Origin of the sequence: Saccharothrix lopnurensis, from assembly GCF_042658445.1 — a bacterium.
Classification (GTDB): Bacteria; Actinomycetota; Actinomycetes; order Mycobacteriales; family Pseudonocardiaceae; genus Actinosynnema; species Actinosynnema lopnurensis.
Window position 1 is genome coordinate 166,124 of record NZ_JBHSQO010000013.1, and the last position, 17,072, is coordinate 183,195.

Annotated in this window: 24 protein-coding genes and 2 tRNA genes; 6 read left to right on the forward strand and 20 right to left on the reverse strand. The window is 71.1% G+C overall.

Features of this window, described 5'->3' with window-relative positions; translation table 11 throughout:
• The first annotated feature begins 24 nt into the window (after positions 1-24).
• A complete protein-coding gene (locus tag ACFP3R_RS15650) occupies positions 25-408 on the forward strand; it encodes a helix-turn-helix domain-containing protein (RefSeq protein ID WP_380636882.1) in 384 nt (127 codons plus the stop codon).
• Positions 409-437: 29 nt separating this feature from the next.
• Here the strand turns inward: ACFP3R_RS15650 and ACFP3R_RS15655 are convergent, their stop codons facing one another.
• From ACFP3R_RS15655 to ACFP3R_RS15725, 15 genes are all read right to left on the reverse strand, one after another.
• Positions 438-1,004, reverse strand: coding sequence for a hypothetical protein (locus ACFP3R_RS15655; RefSeq protein WP_380636883.1), 567 nt, complete (start codon positions 1,002-1,004; stop codon positions 438-440).
• Between the two features lie 107 nt (positions 1,005-1,111).
• Positions 1,112-1,540 carry a hypothetical protein gene (locus ACFP3R_RS15660; protein WP_380636885.1) on the reverse strand — a complete coding sequence of 143 codons (429 nt, stop codon included), beginning with the start codon at positions 1,538-1,540 and terminating at the stop codon, positions 1,112-1,114.
• A gap of 30 nt (positions 1,541-1,570) precedes the next feature.
• Positions 1,571-3,595, reverse strand: coding sequence for a hypothetical protein (locus ACFP3R_RS15665; RefSeq protein WP_380636887.1), 2,025 nt, complete (start codon positions 3,593-3,595; stop codon positions 1,571-1,573).
• A gap of 73 nt (positions 3,596-3,668) precedes the next feature.
• Positions 3,669-4,358, reverse strand: a complete 690-nt coding sequence (locus tag ACFP3R_RS15670) for a hypothetical protein (protein WP_380636888.1) — start codon at positions 4,356-4,358, stop codon at positions 3,669-3,671.
• Positions 4,355-4,849 carry a hypothetical protein gene (locus ACFP3R_RS15675; RefSeq protein WP_380636889.1) on the reverse strand — a complete coding sequence of 165 codons (495 nt, stop codon included), beginning with the start codon at positions 4,847-4,849 and terminating at the stop codon, positions 4,355-4,357. The genes ACFP3R_RS15670 and ACFP3R_RS15675 overlap by 4 nt, the downstream gene beginning before the upstream one ends.
• Before the next feature lie 157 nt (positions 4,850-5,006).
• Entirely contained in the window at positions 5,007-5,435 is a 429-nt protein-coding gene (locus tag ACFP3R_RS15680) for a hypothetical protein (protein ID WP_380636891.1), read from the reverse strand.
• Positions 5,432-5,605 (reverse strand): hypothetical protein, encoded by a 174-nt coding sequence (locus ACFP3R_RS15685; protein WP_380636893.1) that lies wholly within the window; start codon positions 5,603-5,605, stop codon positions 5,432-5,434. The genes ACFP3R_RS15680 and ACFP3R_RS15685 overlap by 4 nt, the downstream gene beginning before the upstream one ends.
• Before the next feature lie 26 nt (positions 5,606-5,631).
• Positions 5,632-5,844 (reverse strand): hypothetical protein, encoded by a 213-nt coding sequence (locus tag ACFP3R_RS15690; RefSeq protein ID WP_380636894.1) that lies wholly within the window; start codon positions 5,842-5,844, stop codon positions 5,632-5,634.
• The gene (locus tag ACFP3R_RS15695) at positions 5,828-6,376 is read right to left on the reverse strand and encodes a hypothetical protein (RefSeq protein ID WP_380636895.1); all 549 of its coding nucleotides are present in this window, start codon (positions 6,374-6,376) and stop codon (positions 5,828-5,830) included. Before ACFP3R_RS15695 ends, ACFP3R_RS15690 begins: the two co-directional genes overlap by 17 nt.
• A gap of 252 nt (positions 6,377-6,628) precedes the next feature.
• Positions 6,629-7,090: a hypothetical protein gene (locus tag ACFP3R_RS15700; RefSeq protein ID WP_380636897.1), complete on the reverse strand. Its 462-nt coding sequence runs from the start codon at positions 7,088-7,090 to the stop codon at positions 6,629-6,631.
• A 15-nt stretch (positions 7,091-7,105) separates the two neighbouring features.
• Positions 7,106-7,783 (reverse strand): ATP-binding protein, encoded by a 678-nt coding sequence (locus tag ACFP3R_RS15705; RefSeq protein WP_380636899.1) that lies wholly within the window; start codon positions 7,781-7,783, stop codon positions 7,106-7,108.
• The gene (locus ACFP3R_RS15710; RefSeq protein ID WP_380636900.1) at positions 7,780-8,727 is read right to left on the reverse strand and encodes a hypothetical protein; all 948 of its coding nucleotides are present in this window, start codon (positions 8,725-8,727) and stop codon (positions 7,780-7,782) included. Before ACFP3R_RS15710 ends, ACFP3R_RS15705 begins: the two co-directional genes overlap by 4 nt.
• The gene (locus ACFP3R_RS15715) at positions 8,724-9,128 is read right to left on the reverse strand and encodes a hypothetical protein (protein ID WP_380636901.1); all 405 of its coding nucleotides are present in this window, start codon (positions 9,126-9,128) and stop codon (positions 8,724-8,726) included. Before ACFP3R_RS15715 ends, ACFP3R_RS15710 begins: the two co-directional genes overlap by 4 nt.
• Positions 9,129-9,212: 84 nt before the next feature.
• Entirely contained in the window at positions 9,213-9,515 is a 303-nt protein-coding gene (locus ACFP3R_RS15720) for a helix-turn-helix domain-containing protein (RefSeq protein WP_380636903.1), read from the reverse strand.
• A complete protein-coding gene (locus ACFP3R_RS15725; protein ID WP_380636904.1) occupies positions 9,515-9,736 on the reverse strand; it encodes a helix-turn-helix transcriptional regulator in 222 nt (73 codons plus the stop codon). Before ACFP3R_RS15725 ends, ACFP3R_RS15720 begins: the two co-directional genes overlap by 1 nt.
• A gap of 50 nt (positions 9,737-9,786) precedes the next feature.
• On the opposite strand from ACFP3R_RS15725, the gene ACFP3R_RS15730 reads away from it, so the two are divergent.
• Positions 9,787-10,389 (forward strand): helix-turn-helix domain-containing protein, encoded by a 603-nt coding sequence (locus ACFP3R_RS15730; protein ID WP_380636905.1) that lies wholly within the window; start codon positions 9,787-9,789, stop codon positions 10,387-10,389.
• A gap of 12 nt (positions 10,390-10,401) precedes the next feature.
• A complete protein-coding gene (locus ACFP3R_RS15735) occupies positions 10,402-11,970 on the forward strand; it encodes a LacI family DNA-binding transcriptional regulator (protein ID WP_380636907.1) in 1,569 nt (522 codons plus the stop codon).
• An 87-nt stretch (positions 11,971-12,057) separates the two neighbouring features.
• Here ACFP3R_RS15735 and ACFP3R_RS15740 read toward each other — a convergent pair.
• A tRNA-Pro gene (locus tag ACFP3R_RS15740) sits at positions 12,058-12,131 on the reverse strand.
• Between the two features lie 60 nt (positions 12,132-12,191).
• Here ACFP3R_RS15740 and ACFP3R_RS15745 point away from each other — a divergent pair.
• Positions 12,192-12,262, forward strand: a tRNA-Gly gene (locus tag ACFP3R_RS15745).
• Between the two features lie 502 nt (positions 12,263-12,764).
• Here ACFP3R_RS15745 and ACFP3R_RS15750 read toward each other — a convergent pair.
• Positions 12,765-12,887: a hypothetical protein gene (locus tag ACFP3R_RS15750; RefSeq protein WP_380636909.1), complete on the reverse strand. Its 123-nt coding sequence runs from the start codon at positions 12,885-12,887 to the stop codon at positions 12,765-12,767.
• Between the two features lie 64 nt (positions 12,888-12,951).
• Positions 12,952-13,671 (reverse strand): maleylpyruvate isomerase family mycothiol-dependent enzyme, encoded by a 720-nt coding sequence (locus ACFP3R_RS15755; protein ID WP_380636911.1) that lies wholly within the window; start codon positions 13,669-13,671, stop codon positions 12,952-12,954.
• 99 nt (positions 13,672-13,770) lie between these two features.
• On the opposite strand from ACFP3R_RS15755, the gene ACFP3R_RS15760 reads away from it, so the two are divergent.
• Together ACFP3R_RS15760 and ACFP3R_RS15765 are read left to right on the forward strand one after the other, a co-directional pair.
• Positions 13,771-14,979, forward strand: a complete 1,209-nt coding sequence (locus tag ACFP3R_RS15760; protein WP_380636913.1) for a GNAT family N-acetyltransferase — start codon at positions 13,771-13,773, stop codon at positions 14,977-14,979.
• A gap of 43 nt (positions 14,980-15,022) precedes the next feature.
• Entirely contained in the window at positions 15,023-15,772 is a 750-nt protein-coding gene (locus ACFP3R_RS15765) for a hypothetical protein (protein WP_380636915.1), read from the forward strand.
• Here the strand turns inward: ACFP3R_RS15765 and ACFP3R_RS15770 are convergent.
• Together ACFP3R_RS15770 and ACFP3R_RS15775 are read right to left on the reverse strand one after the other, a co-directional pair.
• Entirely contained in the window at positions 15,769-16,572 is an 804-nt protein-coding gene (locus ACFP3R_RS15770; RefSeq protein WP_380636916.1) for an Fpg/Nei family DNA glycosylase, read from the reverse strand. The two genes, ACFP3R_RS15765 and ACFP3R_RS15770, sit on opposite strands and share 4 nt — an antisense overlap.
• A gap of 24 nt (positions 16,573-16,596) precedes the next feature.
• On the reverse strand, positions 16,597-17,064 hold the full coding sequence (locus ACFP3R_RS15775; protein WP_380636918.1) for a ribose-5-phosphate isomerase: 468 nt from the start codon (positions 17,062-17,064) through the stop codon (positions 16,597-16,599).
• Positions 17,065-17,072 lie beyond the last annotated feature (8 nt).

The window sequence follows — 17,072 nt, forward strand, 5'->3', positions numbered from 1 at the left end:
CCGCGTTCGTCGCAGACTGCCGTGGTGGCAATCTCCAGTACTTGCTCCCAGCCGCGCAGTGTTGCGGCCTATCCGCTCCCCGCCCGGTCACGCGTTGCCGCAGAACTCGCGGAACGCCTGGCTCGGATCACCACCGAACACCACGCGATCGCCCAACTGCTGGCCGAGTTGGTGCTCACGGTGGGTCCGCCTCAGGGACCCGACGTTCCGGTCGGACCAGAGCGCATGTGGATGCCTCGCCAGGTGTCCGACGCTTGGGGCGTCTCCTACGACACGATCTTGGACTGGATCCGCGCTGGTGAACTGAGGGCCGTGCGCGTGGGCCAGCAGTACCGGGTGCCAGCCTCGGAGTGTGAACGCTTCATGCAAGCTCAGATTCGCGCGGCCTCCTCGTTGAGCATCGCCTGAGCATCACTCAGCTGCACCGAGTCGACCTCTCAGGCTGGACTAGCGACGGGCTTAGGCTCGGTGGCGTTCACGTGCAGCTCTACCTGCTGGTAGTGGATCCGATCGTCGGTGAAGATCCGTCGCACCTCGAAGCGCTGTTCCCAACGCTGTAGGTGCCGGTCGTCGGAGAATCGGACCACGACTGTGAACTGCTGTTTGTCGCCGGGATCGACCATCTCCGGCAGCGGCACCTCCAGCACGTAGGCGTTGTTGGGGCGAAGGTTGGTGGTCCCTATATGGATACCGCCGATCTCGGGCACAGTCCTCGCGGTCAGGTAGACGTCGTTCTCGCCGCGAACGTCGAACGCGACGGCGGCAGCCGGATAGGCGGCCTGGTTCACGAACGAGACCGGGTACTTGCCCTCGTTCGGTGGGGATACGAACGGGCTTAGTTGCACGTCGAAGATCGGCCTGAGCAACATCGCCAGTGCTTGGTTCGCATCCTTCGCTGTGGCGCTGGTCTTGCTGGCCGACCGGGAAGCATAGAAAGCGGAAACGGCGCTGGCGACGGCAGCCGCGACCGGGGCGGCATCCTTCACTGCGGTCCAGAACGACACCGAGTGAGCCTGCCAGATGAGATCGCCTTGCCCGTACCGAGACCACCTCTTGCCTTCAGCGTTGAGCGTCACCCCGGCCGCGGACACCGCCGAGGCGGCGGCGCAAGTCACTTCTCGTCGGCGTACAGAGCGTTTCCGATCGCCACCGGAACATCGAACATTAGTTCGAACAGCTCCCAGCATCCGACGTCGTCCTGCTCGCTGTCGGTGCAGTCGCGGTACGCGTAGTACCCCTGTTCGGCCTGACGCACGGCATCAGCGGTGCCTGCGTACCGTTCTGGCATCAGGTGATTGGTCACCGCCCGGCCGACCTCGGTCACGACGCCGAACACTTGACGCAGGTGCTCGGCGCACTCCGGGCTGTACATCGTGGATCGGGAGCAGTCGGGGACGTCCTTGGTGCGGGCCAGCAGCCGGGGAACCCACTCCTCGGAGAGCTTGGCCGGCGCGGCGGTGGCGGCCGGCGCGGGTGCCGGTTCAGGGCTGCTACACCCGGCGAGCAGCAGGACGGCGAGAGCGAGCGCAGGAGGCTTCACGTCTCGCTCTCGCCGTTGCCGAGGCTGGCGTTACCCCTTCCCGATCACCGCCTGCACGTCGCCGCCACGGACCCGCACGTACCGCCGGAGCAGTTCCACCATGACGTCGTCGAACGAGCTGCCGCTGGACCGGAACTCCAGCACTACCGGCGCGCCACCACCGACCATGGCCGCGCCGGTCTTGTCCATCTCGCGGCGCGACGCCGTGTAGGGCTGAACCTGGGCACCGGGTGGCAGCTTGACGCGCTCCGGACCCAGCTCGCCCACGGTGGTCCAGCCGCCGCCGGACACGCCGCCGTGCGCGCGAGCCTGCGTGCCGCGGCCGTTCGGCAGCACCGAGATGTTCAGGCTTGCGCCCTGTACAGCGTTAGCCATGCGCAGCAGCCAGTCGAGCTTGGCTCGCGCGGCCGCGTCGTCGACGTTGACCACAGTCCGCAGTGCGGCCGGGAATAGCCCCATCTTGTTGATCAGGGTTCCCAGTTCCTCGCGGGTCAGGCCCATCTTCCCGGAGAGGTCGAGCAGCCTGTTGCGTTGGCTGGCGAGGTTCTCGCTGACCATGCGCACGGCCTCATCGTGCGAGTAGCCCGCCGCTTCCAGCTCCCTTGTGGACGCGGCGGCGTTGGCGAACGCGTCACGCAGGCTGGTCAGCTGGTCGTAGAGGTAAGACCCGTTCTCGGTGGTGGTGTTCACCGTGCCGTTGGCGTTGATCAGCGCGTCACCGAACCCGTCGATGTGGTTCGCGGCGTCGCCGAACCGCTCGCTCAGGGCCCGCATGGTGTCGTTGATCTGCTGCTGCGACTCTTGGAACGTCGGCGTGTCGCCGCTGATCAGGCGCAGCACGTTCAACACCTCCGTGCCACGCCTGGCCACGTCGTCGCCGGCGTCGGCCAGGGACTTCCAAGCGGACTCCAGTTGCTGCGCCGGAGACGTCGCCGTCCACGCCGTATCGGCCACCTCGGTCAGCGCCTGCGCGGTCAGCGTGGCCTGCTCTTCACCGTCCTTGAGACCGACCCACTCCAGCGGGGTGGTGACGAGGTCGAAGAGCATCTTGTTGCCCTCGTGCGCGGTGTTGAGCGCACCCGCCAAGTCGAGAGCCATCTCGACGCCGTCGCCCATCAACTCCACGAAGTCACCCAGAGCTTCCGGGTTCTTCGCCACCGACTCGGAGAGCTCCGTCACGGCGTCCGCAATGCCGGCGAACACGCGCTCTGTGGTGGGCCCGAGGTCATCGAGCACACGACCGAACGCCCGGCTCACCGGCTCAAGCGCGGGGCCGAACTTCGCGAACGCCTTGAGCAGCGAGTCACCGAAGCGGTCCAGCTCGGGTGCGATGCCCGCGATCGAGTTGCGCACGGAGGCGCCCAGGCCGCCACCGAGGATGGTCTCAGCGCGGCCGGCGAAGTTCACCAGCACCTGTTCCAGTGGCCGAGACGCACTCTTGGCGCCGCTGGTAATGCGCTCCCACAGGTGGTCGTAGGCGGCCTGTACTCGGCTGTTCTGCGCCGCTGCGGCGATGCCGAGTCCGGCGATCCCTGCTCCGAACGCAGTGACCACACCGCCCGCGAGCGCCCCGCCGATCAGCGGACCGGCCACGACCGCGGCGGTGACACCGGAAGCGACCAACGCGGCCTGCACGTAGGGACCGGCCTTGCTCACGCCTTCGGAGATGCCGCCGATCAGCGACCGCGCCCCGTTCAACCCGGCGGACAGCAGGCCGCCCGCTGCCTTCCCCGCGAGGTCGGTGACCTTGTCCACGGCTTCGGCGGCGCCGTCTGTGGTGTCCTTGCTGGCCTTACGGACTGACTTCTCCGTGTCGCCGGACAGCTTGCCCAGCGCCTTGGCGGCGGCTCCCGCGGCGGACACCAGCCCGGTGAAGTGGTCGGCTTGGTCCTTAGCCTTGGCTGCGATGGCGGTCATGCGTTCGTCGAAGTCGGCGGCCGACTTCGCGGTGCTGTCCAGCGAACCTTTCAGCGCCGCGATCTGCTTGGTGACGGCGGCCTGCGTCGGGCCGAACTTGTTCCGGCCGGTGACGACGATCTGAACTTCGTTCCCCACGGTGGTTCTCCCTGCTCGGAGGGGTCGCCGTGTGGGGCCGGCGACCACCTACGCCACTACTTCTCCGGGTACGTCAGCCAGCCCAGGGCACGAGCCTGCGAGGGCTGTAGTCGAGCGCGGACAGCTCCGGGGCGTCACCGAACAGGTCCGATAGCGGGCTGTTGGGGCACTGAGCCTGCGTGCCTTTCGCCATCCCGTTGAGCTGCCTGCTTGTCGCCGCGGCCGCGCCGAGCGCGGCCCGCGCGATACGTGCCATCGACCGGGCCAGTACCGCGGGCAGGAACACCGGCGCCCATCGGGTGCCGCGCAGCCACAGACCCATGTGCTTGCCGGCGGCCGTGGCGTGGTCGTGGTGCTCCTCGGCGGTCAAGCCGTGCCCCATCAGCCCCTCTCGGACGCGCGTGACCAGCATGTCGTGGTCGGCGGCCTGCTGGGCTGCGGCGAGCATCGCCGACTCTGCGACCGCCACCAGGTCGGCGAGCCGCTGGCAGCTGTCCTCCAGTTCGGCGGACCACTGGTCGAGGTCCGCCACGGCGGCAGCCTCGCACGCCTGCCGCTGCGCCAAGCGCTCGACCTGCTGCCGCTGCTGCGCCAGCAAGTCGGCCAGGTGCCCTTCGGCATTTACCTGGTGGACTGCGGCGGTACGCAGGTCCTCGGCCGGGGTCCACGGCCTCCGCCTGAGTTCCCGGGCCTGTTCGGCTGCCTCCTCGGGAGCGGTTCGGGCGTCGCGGATGGCGTCATCGGTGATGAACCGAGCAGTCACGGGCGGTTCTCCTTACGGGGGTTGAGCAGGGCTGACGGTTCAGGCGAGGGGACAGGGATCTTGGCCAGCAGCGCAGATGCGGCCACCTGGGCGTTGGTGGCTCCGGTCCGGTGGATCAGGTGTCGGTTCCGGGGCTCCACGCGAGTGCAGTACACGCGTTCGTGCAGGCGGCGCAGCACCTCGCCGAGGTCGTAGGGGCGCCACCACTCGCCGCGCAGGTGCACTACCCCGTCCCGCGGGGAACTGCTGGCGTGCCCGTCGAGGATCGGCGTCAGTCCCTGTGCGGCCATCTCCCCGGCGTGCTGGTGGACCAGCCCGTTGTGGTCGCGCACCGCGTCGACCAGGGCCAGCAGCGCGGCCTGTGCACCCTCGGCGGCGGCGGCCAGGCCGTCATGGCTGGCGGCCAGTTCGTCGGCGCGCTTCGCCGAGGCGTCCGCGTGCTTGCGCTCAGCCCTGATCTGCGGAGCGGTGTCCCGCTCCCCGGCGGTCACGAGCGGCCCCACAAGTGCTTGGCGAGCTGCTGCCAGTTGTCGCCTGGGACGGGACGGCGCAGCCGTGTCCTGCCGGCCAGCGGCCCCACGAGCAGGCCGGGCATGCTGGCCTTGGTGAGGGGCAACGCTGCTGCGCCGCCCCGGTGTCCTCTGATCATCATTGGTTCCGCCGTTCGGTAGGGCCGGCCGATGTGCCCGGCCGGAGGTCTTCAGGTGGTTCGCAGCTGCTGCACAGCAGCAGCACGAGTACGAGGTGCCCGGCACGCACGAGGTACTGCGACAGAGCGCCGGGCATGGTCTGGCCGCAGAACTGGCACACTCGCCGTTGGCTATGCGCGTCCTGCGCGAGTCGGTCGAGGAAGCACCGTTCGCACTCAACGACCTCGCTCAAGCCGAGCACGAACGTCGGCTGGTAGGGCATGGCCTTCACGTGCAGGCACCGGCCCGCGTCGTCGAGCGCCGCCAGCAGGCGTGCCGCCGTAGTCGGCGGCGCGGTGACCGTGAGCCCGGCCCGCGTCCCGATGCGCTCTACCAGTGCCGCCGCCTCGGCCTTGGCGGCGGCCAACTGATCGGCGAGGGGGTTCACGGCCTGCCCCCTGCGCCGCCGCGGACCGGTTCATCGAGCATCGCCTCAACCAGCAGCAGCGCCACACCGAGGACGACCAGGCCCACGCCAGCGCCGACCCCTGCGCCGAACAGGACGGCGGCCAGCGTCCACAGACCGGCCACCACACACGCGATGCCGACCACGATCATGGCGGGCCGGTAGTCCAGACGGCGGGTCAGCACAGCGCGGCCCCATCGACTCCGTAGACCACGGTCACCAGCCGGATCCCGTTGCGCTCTCGGTCGTCGAGCACGCACCGGGTGTGCGGCGCCATCAGCTCGCGCTGCCGCTCGCGCAGTAAGTACGCGCGGGCCTGGTCCCTCGGGTTCCGGGGGTTGAGTACCACGAACTCGCGGACCACGTTCGCCAGGTCAGCCGCCTTGCCCATGCACCTGCTCCGCTCCGTCGAGGTTGATGTTGAACGTCATGGGCGCGAGGTCGCCGGAGACCGACGCGTCGAGCTTGGTCTGGGCGTCGTGGCCCAGCAGCTTCCGCACGGACTCGCTGACCTTGACCACGCGGTCGATCGCCGCGAGCTTCGGGCCGTCGTCGAGCACCGGCGAGCCATGCCCTTCCCGGATGACCGCCTGCCCCTGGTCGTCGATCGCGGGCACGCCCTCGCGCACGATGCGCCCGTGCGACACGTGGACGTGGTCACGGGCCATGACCTCGGCAGCAACCCGGTGGGCGGCCTCAAGCCGCGCCAGGTGCAGCTGCCGCCACTCGCTCACCGCCAGGTTCAGTTCGGCCTGTGCCTCGGCCAGCGCCCGCGTCACGTCGGTGCACGCCGCCCCGCGGCTGGCGTAACCGAGGCGCGCGGCGATCTCCTCCCACGTCGCCCCGGCCACCCGCAGCTGTACGGCCTCGGCGCGGCGCCGGGCGACCTGTACCCGAGTGGCGGTCCGACGCCGGGGGCTCATGTTCGCACCCCGTAGGTTCGCAACACGGCCGTCGAAGGGACCTCAGGTACGAACCGCCAGCCAGCCGGGACGGCGCCCGGTCGACTGGCTCGGCTGCCCGCCATAGAGTGACCCTGACCTGCGTTTTTCATATTTCGCCCCCCTGTGTTACACCCTCGTGGCCCGTGTGAGCCTCAAGGTGGTCGACCAGGTCGGCCAGCGGCACCCGGTCCGGACACCGGGTGCACTGGTAGGTCGCGGAGTCGCCTGCACTCACTCGCCGTGCCCCGCTGCGCCGTCGACTCCGGTCGGCCAGGTGTCCGGGGTATGGGAGCGGCCCATGCGGTGTTCGATCGCCGCGAGATCCTGGGCGTCGAACGTCGGTTCGATGTGGAGCCGGTCCGGGTGGTGCACCCCGTCCCACGAGAACCAGTCGGTACCGCCCGCGTGCTGGACCAGCGCGCCGTACCGGCCGGTGGCGAGGACTATGCACGGCGTGAGGTCGTCGGCGTCTCCGCAGCGCGCGGGGTCACCGGCCCGCAGGTGCTGGTGGTTGAGGCCGTACCAGAGGTGCGCCCACACGATGGTGTTGTCACTGGCGGAGGCCAGTGAGGTCACCGCGTCGACGGCCGTCCGCCCGCGGTAATGGTCAAGCGCGTCCGTCAGGTCGGTCAGGTCGGCGGCCCGGATCAGCACCGTGCGGTCCGTGGCGGTGGTGTTCTTGGCGTCGGCCATGGGGTTCTCCTGTGTTCAGCTCGCCTTGCGGCGCCGGTCTAGGCCGCCGAGCGTGATCCGGGTGCAGGTAGACAGTCGGGAGACGATCCGCTCGCCGAGGACTTCGCGCAGCTCGGGGCCGGTCAGGTTCGACGTCCACAGGGTCGGGCGCTCGCTCTCGTACCTGCTGTTGACCACGCGGTACGTGATCTCTTCGGTCCACTCCGAGGACTTCGCCGCGCCGAGGTCGTCGACCACCAGCAGCGATGCCGAGGTGATCTCTCGGAACGTCCGCTCGCTGTCCGAGCCGGCGCGTGGCCGCAACTCGCCGTACAGGTCGGGCGCGGTGATGAACTGCCAGCCGCGGAGCAGGCCCGTAGCTGCGAGCTGCCGCACGGCGCCCCACGCCTGGTGGGTCTTGCCTACGCCGGTGCCGCCGAGCAGCAGCAGCGACGGACCACGGCTGATGTGGGGCCGCAGCGGGTGTGAGCGCGGGCCGATCGGGTCCATCGCCGCGTCGATCAGGCCCTGGGCCCAGCGTCCGACTGCCGGGTCGGTGATGGTGGCGTGGTCGAACCGGGGCGGGATGCGCCTGCTCAGCGAGTCCGTGACCCGCTTGGCCGTCTCGGCGAGGTAGTCGCGGCGTTCGCGTTCGTCGCCGGTCTCCGGGAGCGGTACCTCCGGGACCGTGAGGGTGATGGTCTGTTCGGTCATGACCAGAAGTCCTTGTCGTAGGCGGAAGGGTCGGGGTTGGTGTAGGGCCGGTGGCCGCCGGACACGGCGCGGAGCGGAGGGCGTTGCATGACCTCGTTGACGACGCTGGGCAGCGTCGAGGGGTGCAGTCCCTTCCGTGCCCACTCGGCGGTGCCCCGGTTGACGTCGTCGGGGTCGATGCCCTCGGCCAGCAGCGCCTTGACGTGCTTGGCCACCTGGCCGACGACGTTGCGCGGAGGACGCTTCTGGCAGTTGTCGAGCCACTTGCCGACGATCGTCTGCGCGGTCGGCGACTCGTCGCCCGCCAAAGGCGGAACGGTCTCTGGGCTGGTCAGGGGCAGGTCAAGGGCTGGTGTAGCCGGGGTGACCTGCGGATGTGACGGTCTCTGCGGCGTCACGTCACGCCGCACTGCGGCGTCAGTCACGCCGCACTGCGGCGTCACGTCACGCTCCACTGCGGCGTCACTCGCCGGTTCGGCGTCACGCCGCACTGCGGCGTCGCCCTTTACGTGACGCTCCACTGCGGCGTCACGCCGCTTGTCCCGGTACCGTTTCTGCCGCTCGGCCTGCTTCGCCAACGCGCGAGCCTGCCGCTCGTCGAACTCCTCCGCAGCGGTGTCCACGTCGAACGGCAGGTCGTAGTTGAGGCGCCAGACGACGATGCCGCCGGTGAGCTCTCCGGTGCGGACGATCAGCTTCGCCTCTTCCAAGCGGCGCAAGGTGTCCGTGGTGGTGCGCTGCTTGGTCAGATGGCTTCTCCTGGTCAGCGTCGCCAGCGACGGGCGGATGTTGGTTCCGTCCGGGTCGGCGAATGTCGCCATGACCAGCAGCACGTGATGCGCCGTCGTGTCCGGTGTGCCGTTGCCGCGCAGCAGCAGCGGCACCGACTCCGCCCACCGGACCGGTTCGAAGACGGACACCCCGCGCGGCCTGTCGTTGGTCATGCGGACGCGGCCTCACCAGCGTGTTCGCGGGTGTATGCCTCGTGGACGAGCTTCACGAGCGCAGCCCGGATCGGACTGTCATTGGGACGGCCGTTCTGGTCGACTGCGGGCGGCATGTAGCCGGTCCAACGCTTGGCGTCCGGCAGGTCGAGCAGCAGCCGCAGCCGCCGGGCAAGGTCGGGGTATGCAAGCACTGCGCGACGCCGGTCTGCGGACACCCGCTCGTGGTCCCCCGCGGTGCTGCGCCACAACTCGCCGCGGGCGTGCACCAGGTCCCCGAACTGGTCGGGGTCGAGGCGAGCGCTCGCGGCCTCGGCGCGGCAGAGCATGGCGAGCAGTTCCCCTGCCGTGCTGAGGCCGAGGCCGCTACCCTGACCGTGTCGTGGTCGACGTTGGGTCATGGTGTGATCCGTTCGTTGGGATGGCCGGTCCGGATGCCGCCGGGTCGGCCATCAGCGTGTTCAGGGCAAGGCGGTGTGCTGGGCTCATCCGGCGGCGCGGCGGCGCGGCGGCCGGGCGCGCAACTGAACGACCTGCTCGGCGGGCGGCGGCTGAACGCGCCGACGCGGTGCGTTGGCACCACCGTTTGACGCGGTCTGCTGGCCAGGGCGGCGTTCTAGCAGTGCGACGATCTCCCGCACGTGCTCACTGGTGAACCGGTACTCCCGGCCCACCCGCACGAACGGAACCGTCGTCCGGCGGCACTGCTCTTTCACCCACCACTCGGAGCAACCGAGGGTCTTGGCAACCTCGGCAGGCTTGAGCAGGCGTTCGAGCGGCGCGGACATCAGGCGACGCCTACGCGCTGCGCGGCCAACCATGCGACCACGTCACTCCGCCGGTACCGGATGCGGCCACCGCGCCCCGGCGAGAGCTTGATGAACGCCGGACCCGTGCCCTTCCAACGCCGGTCCTTCAGCGTCGACACGCTGAGCTTGGTCACCTCGGCGGTCTCACGCGGCGTCAGAAGTTCGTCGAGATCGACGGCGATTGCTGCGCCTTCGTACATGTTTCCTCCAAGAATCGCAGCGGTCGCTGCAATGCTTGGACTGTACGAGAGTGGCGTTGACTGTGCAAGGTTTCGCATGGCACGCTGCGAAAGTGACAGCGAATCCGCCCGCCGAGGGCCACCCGACGGATTGGGAACCGGTCGACGACCACGTTGTGCCGACTGCATGGGGACCGATCAGTGGCTACGTGGCAGCGAACGTCCTGCGCCTGCGCACGGCCCGCGGCATGTCCACTACCCGCCTGTCGGCTGCCTTGAAGGACGTCGGACACTCGATCGCCCCCACCGCCATCACCCGGATCGAGAAAGGGCAGCGTCGCGTGGACGTCGACGACCTCGTGGCCCTGGGAGTCGCACTGAAGGTGTCGCCGATGGCCTTCCTGCTGCCCCCGACCATGCTCGGCGAGGTCGAACTGACGCCGGGCAAAGCGGCGGACGCCGTCTCAGCATGGATGTGGATCACCGCACAGAGGCCGCTTGACCTGCCGAAGGACGGCGAGGCGCGATCTGCGGCGATGGACGACCACCAGGTCAACACGTTGCCGCCTCCGCTGCGCCGCTGGTCGGTCAAGCCGGACGAGAGCAGCCCTGGCGTCTACGTCGGTGGCAAGTTCCACCCGCTGGCCTCGGCGGATGCGAGCGAGCAGGAGTAGGAGCGCCGGAGCATGGGCTTTGCGGAGAAGCGCGGTGACTACTACCGCGGCCGGTTCAAGATCGCGCCGGGCAGGTACGGCACAGTCACGGACGCCGCCGGCGCGACGGTGCGGTTCGACTCGAAGCGTGCGGCGGTGAAGGCCGCCAACGACGCAGAGGCCGCGGTCCGCGCCGGCACGTGGCGCGACCCGTCTGCCGGCCGGGTGCTGTTCGCCGACTACGCCTCGCGCTGGTACGCGGCACAGGACTTGGCACGGTCCACGATGGAGATCTACCGGTCCAACCTTGAGGTGCACCTGCTGCCGTACTTCGGGGAGAAGGAGGTAGGCGCGATCTCGGCGTTCGACATCGCCGAGTGGGAGAAGGAGAAGAAGGCCGCGGGGTACGCGCCGAGCAGCATCGCGGGGTGGCGCGGCAACCTGCACCTGGTCCTGGCGGACGCGGTCGACGACGGGCTGATCGACGTCAACCCGGCGACGAAGCGCCGCGGTCGCGGCAAGCGCGCCGGGCGGGACCGTGACCGCGGCCCGGAGAAGGTCATCGCCGACGCGCTCGGCGCGCTGCTGCTCGCCGAGCGGGCCGCGCTGCTGGCCGGTCGTGACGACGAGTTCGTGGCCGTGCTGCTGCTGTACTTCACCGGGATGCGCTGGGGCGAGCTGGTCGGCCTAGAGACCGAGTACGCCCGTCTGGGCTCGATCCGCATCGAGCACCAGCTGTACGAGCTCGACACCAGCGAGTTCCACCGCTGCCCCCCGAAGGACGACAGCTATCGCACGATCGACACCCCCGGGTGGCTGTCGAAGCTGGTCAGCGACCACATCGCCCGGACCGCGCCGCAGCCGTGCGCCTGCCACGGGCACCGGTACGTGTTCCGGGGTCTGGCCACGGCCAACGGCGCCGCCCGGCGGACCGGCGCGAAGCTGGTCGACGTCGCCCGGCGGGCCGGGGTGTCCACCGGCACGGTGTCCAACGTGCTCAACCACCCCGATCGGGTCACCGAGGCCACGCGCCGGGAGGTGGAGGCCGCCATCGCCGAACTCGGGTTCGTGCGGGGCGCGGCCAGCGGGGAGACCGCGGCGCACTGGCGGCGCAACGGGTTCGCGACGTGGCTGTTCCAGCCAGCCGCCACCGGCTGGTACCCGCGCAAGGCGCCACACGACGCGCGCCCGGTGCCACTGCTGGGCGAGCCATGGCCGGGGGTGCCGGTGCGTGGGCGCAACGCCCCGGGTCGGGCCGATGCCTGCTGGCTGCCGATCGCCCGGGGCCTGACGCCACACGGGCTGCGCCACTCCCACAAGACGGCCATGTTGGAGTTGGGCACGCCAGCCGTGCTGATGGACGACCGCTTGGGTCACTCGGACGGGTCGGTGCAGGCGCGCTACAGCCACATCACGTCGGAGATGCGGGGGCGGCTGCTCGACGGGCTGACCGCCGCGTGGGAGGCCGCGCTCGACGACCGGTTAGCCATGTGTCCCAGATCACCGGTCGCGGCGCTCGACGAGCTGCTGCGGGCGCGCGGGCGGCGGGTTGCCGAGGCCGGACCGGGTCCGGCAAGGCCGGTTCTGGAGGCCGTCGGATGACCCCGAAAACCAAGATCGTCTCCCAGATTTCTCCCCAGATGGGGAGAGGCCCCCTCCCCCCGAAGAGGGAAAGGGCCTCTGACCTCGTCGGGGCGACAGGATTTGAACCTGCGACCCCCCGCTCCCAAAGCGGGTGCGCTACCAAGCTGCGCCACGCCCCGGTCCACCCAAGCCTATCGCGACCGGCTAAGCTGAACCCGCGCCCACCCGGGTGAGCGCGTGCGGGTGTAGCTCAATGGTAGAGCCCCAGCCTTCCAAGCTGGTCATGCGGGTTCGATTCCCGTCACCCGCTCTCCCCTTCCTCGCCGGTCGAGCGCTCGCCGAACATCCCTTGTGGACGACCGGGCGTTGGCGCGCGACGGGTCCGGCCCGCCCTTCGGACGACCAGGTCGACCGGACACCCCCACCGGCACCGCTCCACCCGGGCGAACCCCCAGTTCACAGCCATGGGGCGGGCATCGCAAAACACACCCCCACCGGGGCGATCAACACAAAATCTCCACACGAACGGGGCGATTCCGCGGCTTGACGGGCGGCCCCCGCGAACCCCTACGCTCGACCACGACCGGTTCCCACCGGAGTACCCACACCACCCACGAAGAACCGGTCAGGTGCGTCGCGGGGAAACAGTTCAAGCCCGCCAGGACTCCCCCGCTGTTCCCCGCGACCCACCGCACGGACGCCCGCTCCGGTCCACATCGGACACCCGGGCCCCGGCCGCGTCGCGCCGGCTCCCGCGACCGCGCGGCACCGGCGTGACACCCGGGAGGACGCCGACCACCCGGCCGAACGGCCTACCGCCCGTACGACGTGACCGCACGCCACAGCGCCTCGCCGAAGCGGATCGCCAGCAGCACCATGAGGACGCCGATGGTGAAGGACACCAGGCACCTCAGCACCACGCGCAGCTTGTCCATCGGCACAGTGTGCTCCCCGCGCGCCGCCGTTCACCGCACTTCGCGGTGAACGGCGGACGGTGGACTACGCGGTCACCCCGGCGACCGCCGCCCGGAGGGCCCTGACCACCCCGAGGTCACCCTCGACCGAGAGGTGCGACTCCCCCACCCGCCCCCACAGCCACAGGTCGACCGCCGACGACGACCCGCTCACCACCGCGTCCGCCGGCGTGCCGGGGCAGTGGTCGACGACCCCCTCGTGCAGCGCCACGGTCCACTCCCTCCCGGGCACCCGCAGCGTCACCGCCCGCCCGGACGCGTGCGCGGCCGGCGGCAGGTGGCACCCCAGCCACAGCCGCAGCACCTCGTCGATCCCGTCCACCGCCAGCACGGGGTCCAGCGGCGCCACCGCGCCGACCGCCGCCTGCGCGTCCACCCGGTGCACGGCCGTCTCGTGCGCCATCCGCCGCAGCCAGAACCCCAGCGTGCCGTCCCACGGGCACCACGTCGGCGCGGGTGCGGAGGCCCGCACCGGGTTCAGCACCCCGATCAGCGAGGCCGCGCCGATCCGGTACCAGTCGACCGGGTCCGCGTCGCCCGGCGTGGACTCCCAGTCGGCGGGCCGCGACCCGCGCGTGATCCACCGCGTCACCAGCCGGTGCACGGACCCGACGTGCGCGACCAGGTCCGCGACCGTCATGCCGGGGCACGTCGGCACCGGCCGGTCGGGCGGGGCCAGGTCGGCCGCCACCGCCAACGCCGTCGCCTCGGCGCGGAGGGCGTTCGCGAACTCTTGGGGGTCCACCAGCGCAGCATCCCGGAACGCCACAAGATCGGGCGACCCCTGATCGGGCGACGCCCGAATTGGATCGCGCCGCCACCGCGACCGGCGTATGAACTGGTCATGGCGCTCACCCTCCGCACCCTGACCCTGGACGACCTCCCGGTCTTCCAACGACTCGTCGACGCCTCGTTCCTCGGCGACACCCCCGACGACGGGGCGGAGCGCTACCGCGACCTGTTCGAGCCCGACCGCTCGCACGGCGTGTTCGAGGGCGACGAGCTGATCGGCGGCGGCGGCGTCCAGACCCGCGAGATCACCGTGCCCGGCAACGGCCCGCACCCGGTCGCCGCCGTCACCTCGGTCGGCGTCAAACCCGGCCACCGCAGGCGGGGCGTGCTGACCCGGGTCATGCGCGCCCAGCTGCACGGCCTGCACGACGAGGGGCGCGAGGCGGTGGCCGCCCTGTGGGCGTCGGAGGCGGCGATCTACGGGCGCTTCGGCTACGGGCTCGCGGCCGAGTTCACCCGGCTGTCCGTGCCGAAGAACGCCGCGTTCCGCCGGGGTGTGGCCATCGGGGACGCCCCGGTGCGCGAGGTCTCCCGCGACGACGCGATGCCGCACATGAGGGCCGTCTACGAGGCGCTGCGCCCGGACCGCACGGGCTGGTTGAGCCGCGCGGACCAGTTCTGGGGGCACCAGTTCGCCGACGAGGAGCGCGACCGCGGCGGCCTGAGCGCCTACCGCTACGTGAAGCACCCCGAGGGGTACGCGGTGTACCGGGTGAAGCAGGACTGGCAGGAACGCGGTCCGCGCGGCGAGCTGCACGTGCGGGAGATCGCGGCGCGGACCCCCGAGGCGTACGCGGCGCTCTACCGCTACCTGCTGGACGTGGACCTGATCGGCGAGCTGAAGTTCTTCACCGCCGCCGACGACCCGATCACGCTCCTGCTGGACGACCCCCGGCTGGCGCTGCGCAGCCGGTCCGACGCGCTGTGGGTGCGCCTGGCCGACGTGGACCGCGCGCTCGCCCAGCGACGCTACGGCTCGGACGTGGACCTGGTGCTGGAGGTCTCCGACGACTTCTGCCCGTGGAACGCGGGCCGCGTGCGGCTGACCGCGCGGGGCGGTGAGGCGAGCGTGCGGCGGGTGGACGAGGCCCCGGACGTCGAGCTGGACGTGGCGTCGCTGGGCGCGGCCTACCTGGGCGGCACGCGGCTGGCGACGCTGGCCCGGGCGCAGCGGGTGCGCGAGGTGACGCCCGGCGCGGTGGCCGCCCTGTCGCACGCGTTCCTGGGCGAGCACGAGCCGCACTGCCCGGAGGTGTTCTGACCCACTGCGGGAACCCGCACCCGCGCCGGGACGTTGTCCGGTCATGAGCACCGGGATCGTGCTGGTCGTCCTGCTGGTCCTCGTCGTGGGCGCCGGCTGGCTGCTCGCGAGGAACTCCGCGGCGAAGCGGCAGCGCGAGCTGGAGGACGCCCAGGCCGAGGCGCGGCGCTGGGTGGAGCGGCTCGGCGGCCAGGTGATGAACCTGACCGGCACCGACACCGCCTCCCAGCAGGCGATGGCGGACGCGTCCGAGCGGTTCACCGCCGCCGGGTCGCAGATGGAGCAGGCGCGCACGACCGAGCAGTGCCGGCTGGTCTCCCAGACCGCCGTGGAGGGCCTGTACTACGTGCGGGCCGCGCGCACCGCGATGGGCCTCGACCCGGGCCCCGAGCTGCCGGACCTCAGCGGTCGGGGCCGCGCGGGCACGGTGTCGGAGGAGCGCGACGTCACGGTGGAGGGCCACCACTACGCGGCCTCGCCCCGGCCGGGTTCGCGCACGCCGCACTACTACCCGGGCGGTGTGGTGGCCGGGCGGCCCGTGCCGCAGGGCTGGTACTCCGAGCCGTGGTGGAAGCCCGCGCTGGTGGCGGGCGCCTGGGGCCTGGGCTCGATGCTGCTGTTCAGCGCCATGTTCTCGGGCATGGCCGGTGTCGCCTACGCCGACGGGTTCGCCGACGGCGCGGACGCGGGCGACGGCGGTGACGCGGGTGGCGACGACTTCGGCGGCGGTGACTCAGGCGGTGATTTCGGGGGCGACTTCGGCGGCGGCGACTTCGGCGGGTTCGACTTCTAGGGCGCCTGGCAGGTCGGGCACCAGTAGAGGTTGCGCCCGGCCAGTTCGGCGGCGACCACGGGCGTGCCGCAGACCAGGCACGGCAGGCCGGTGCGGCGGTACACGTACACCTCGCCGCCGTGCCGGTCCTGGCGCGGGGCGCGGCCGGTGGCCTCGGGCAGGTGCTCGGGCCGGACGGTGTCGATGCGCCCCGCCGCCACGCCCGCCCGCATGAGCACGACGAGGTCCGGCCACAGGTCGTCCCACAGCGCCCGGTCGATCCGGTTGCCCGGCGTGTACGGGTGGATCCGGTGCCGGAACAGGATCTCGGCGCGGTAGATGTTGCCGACGCCCGCCAGCACGGACTGGTCCATCAGCAGCACCGAGATCGACTGCCTCGACCTCGCCACCCGCGCGTGGGCGAGTTCGGGTCGGGCGTCGCGGCGCAGCGGGTCCGGGCCGAGGCGGGCGTGCAGGGCGTCGACCTCGACGTCGGTCAGCACCTCGCACCGGGTGGGTCCGCGCAGGTCGGTCCAGTGCGTGGGGCCGACCAGGCGCATCCGGACCTGCCCCACCGGTTCGGTGACCGGGTGCGGCGACTCGGTGAAGGAGCCGTAGAGGCCGAGGTGGACGTGCACGGTCGCGTCGGGCCCGTAGACGTGCAGCAGGTGCTTGCCGTGGGCCTCGGCGCGCTGGAACAGGCGGCCGTCCACGAGTTCGGCGGAGAACCTGCCCTGCGGGCTCGACACGCGCACGGTCGAGCCCGCGTAACGGCGGTGGTGCAGCCGCGCCAGGCGGTGCAGCACGTGGCCCTCAGGCACGGGTGTCTTCCCGGTCGGTCGGCGTCACGGGAGGGGCGGTGCCTCGCCGGTGCGCTCGTACTCGCCGAGGATGTCGATGCGGCGGGCGTGCCGCTCCTGCCCGGAGAACGGGGTGGCGAGGAACGCCTCCACGATCTCGAACGCCTGCTCGGTGGTGTGCATCCGCGCGCCGAGGCCGATGAGCTGGGCGTCGTTGTGCTCGCGGGCCAGCGTCGCGGTCTCCACGCTGTAGGCGAGCGCGGCGCGGGCGCCGGGCACCTTGTTGGCGGCGATCTGCTCGCCGTTGCCGGAGCCGCCGATCACCACGCCCAGGCTGCCGGGCTCGCCGACGACCCGGCGGGCCGTCTCGATGCAGAACGGCGGGTAGTCGTCCTCCGCGTCGTAGACCGCGGGACCGACGTCGACCACGTCGTGGCCCGCGTCGGACAGGTGCTTGGCGAGGGCGTTCTTCAGCTCGAAGCCCGCGTGGTCCGATCCCAGATAAACGCGCACGTCAGGCA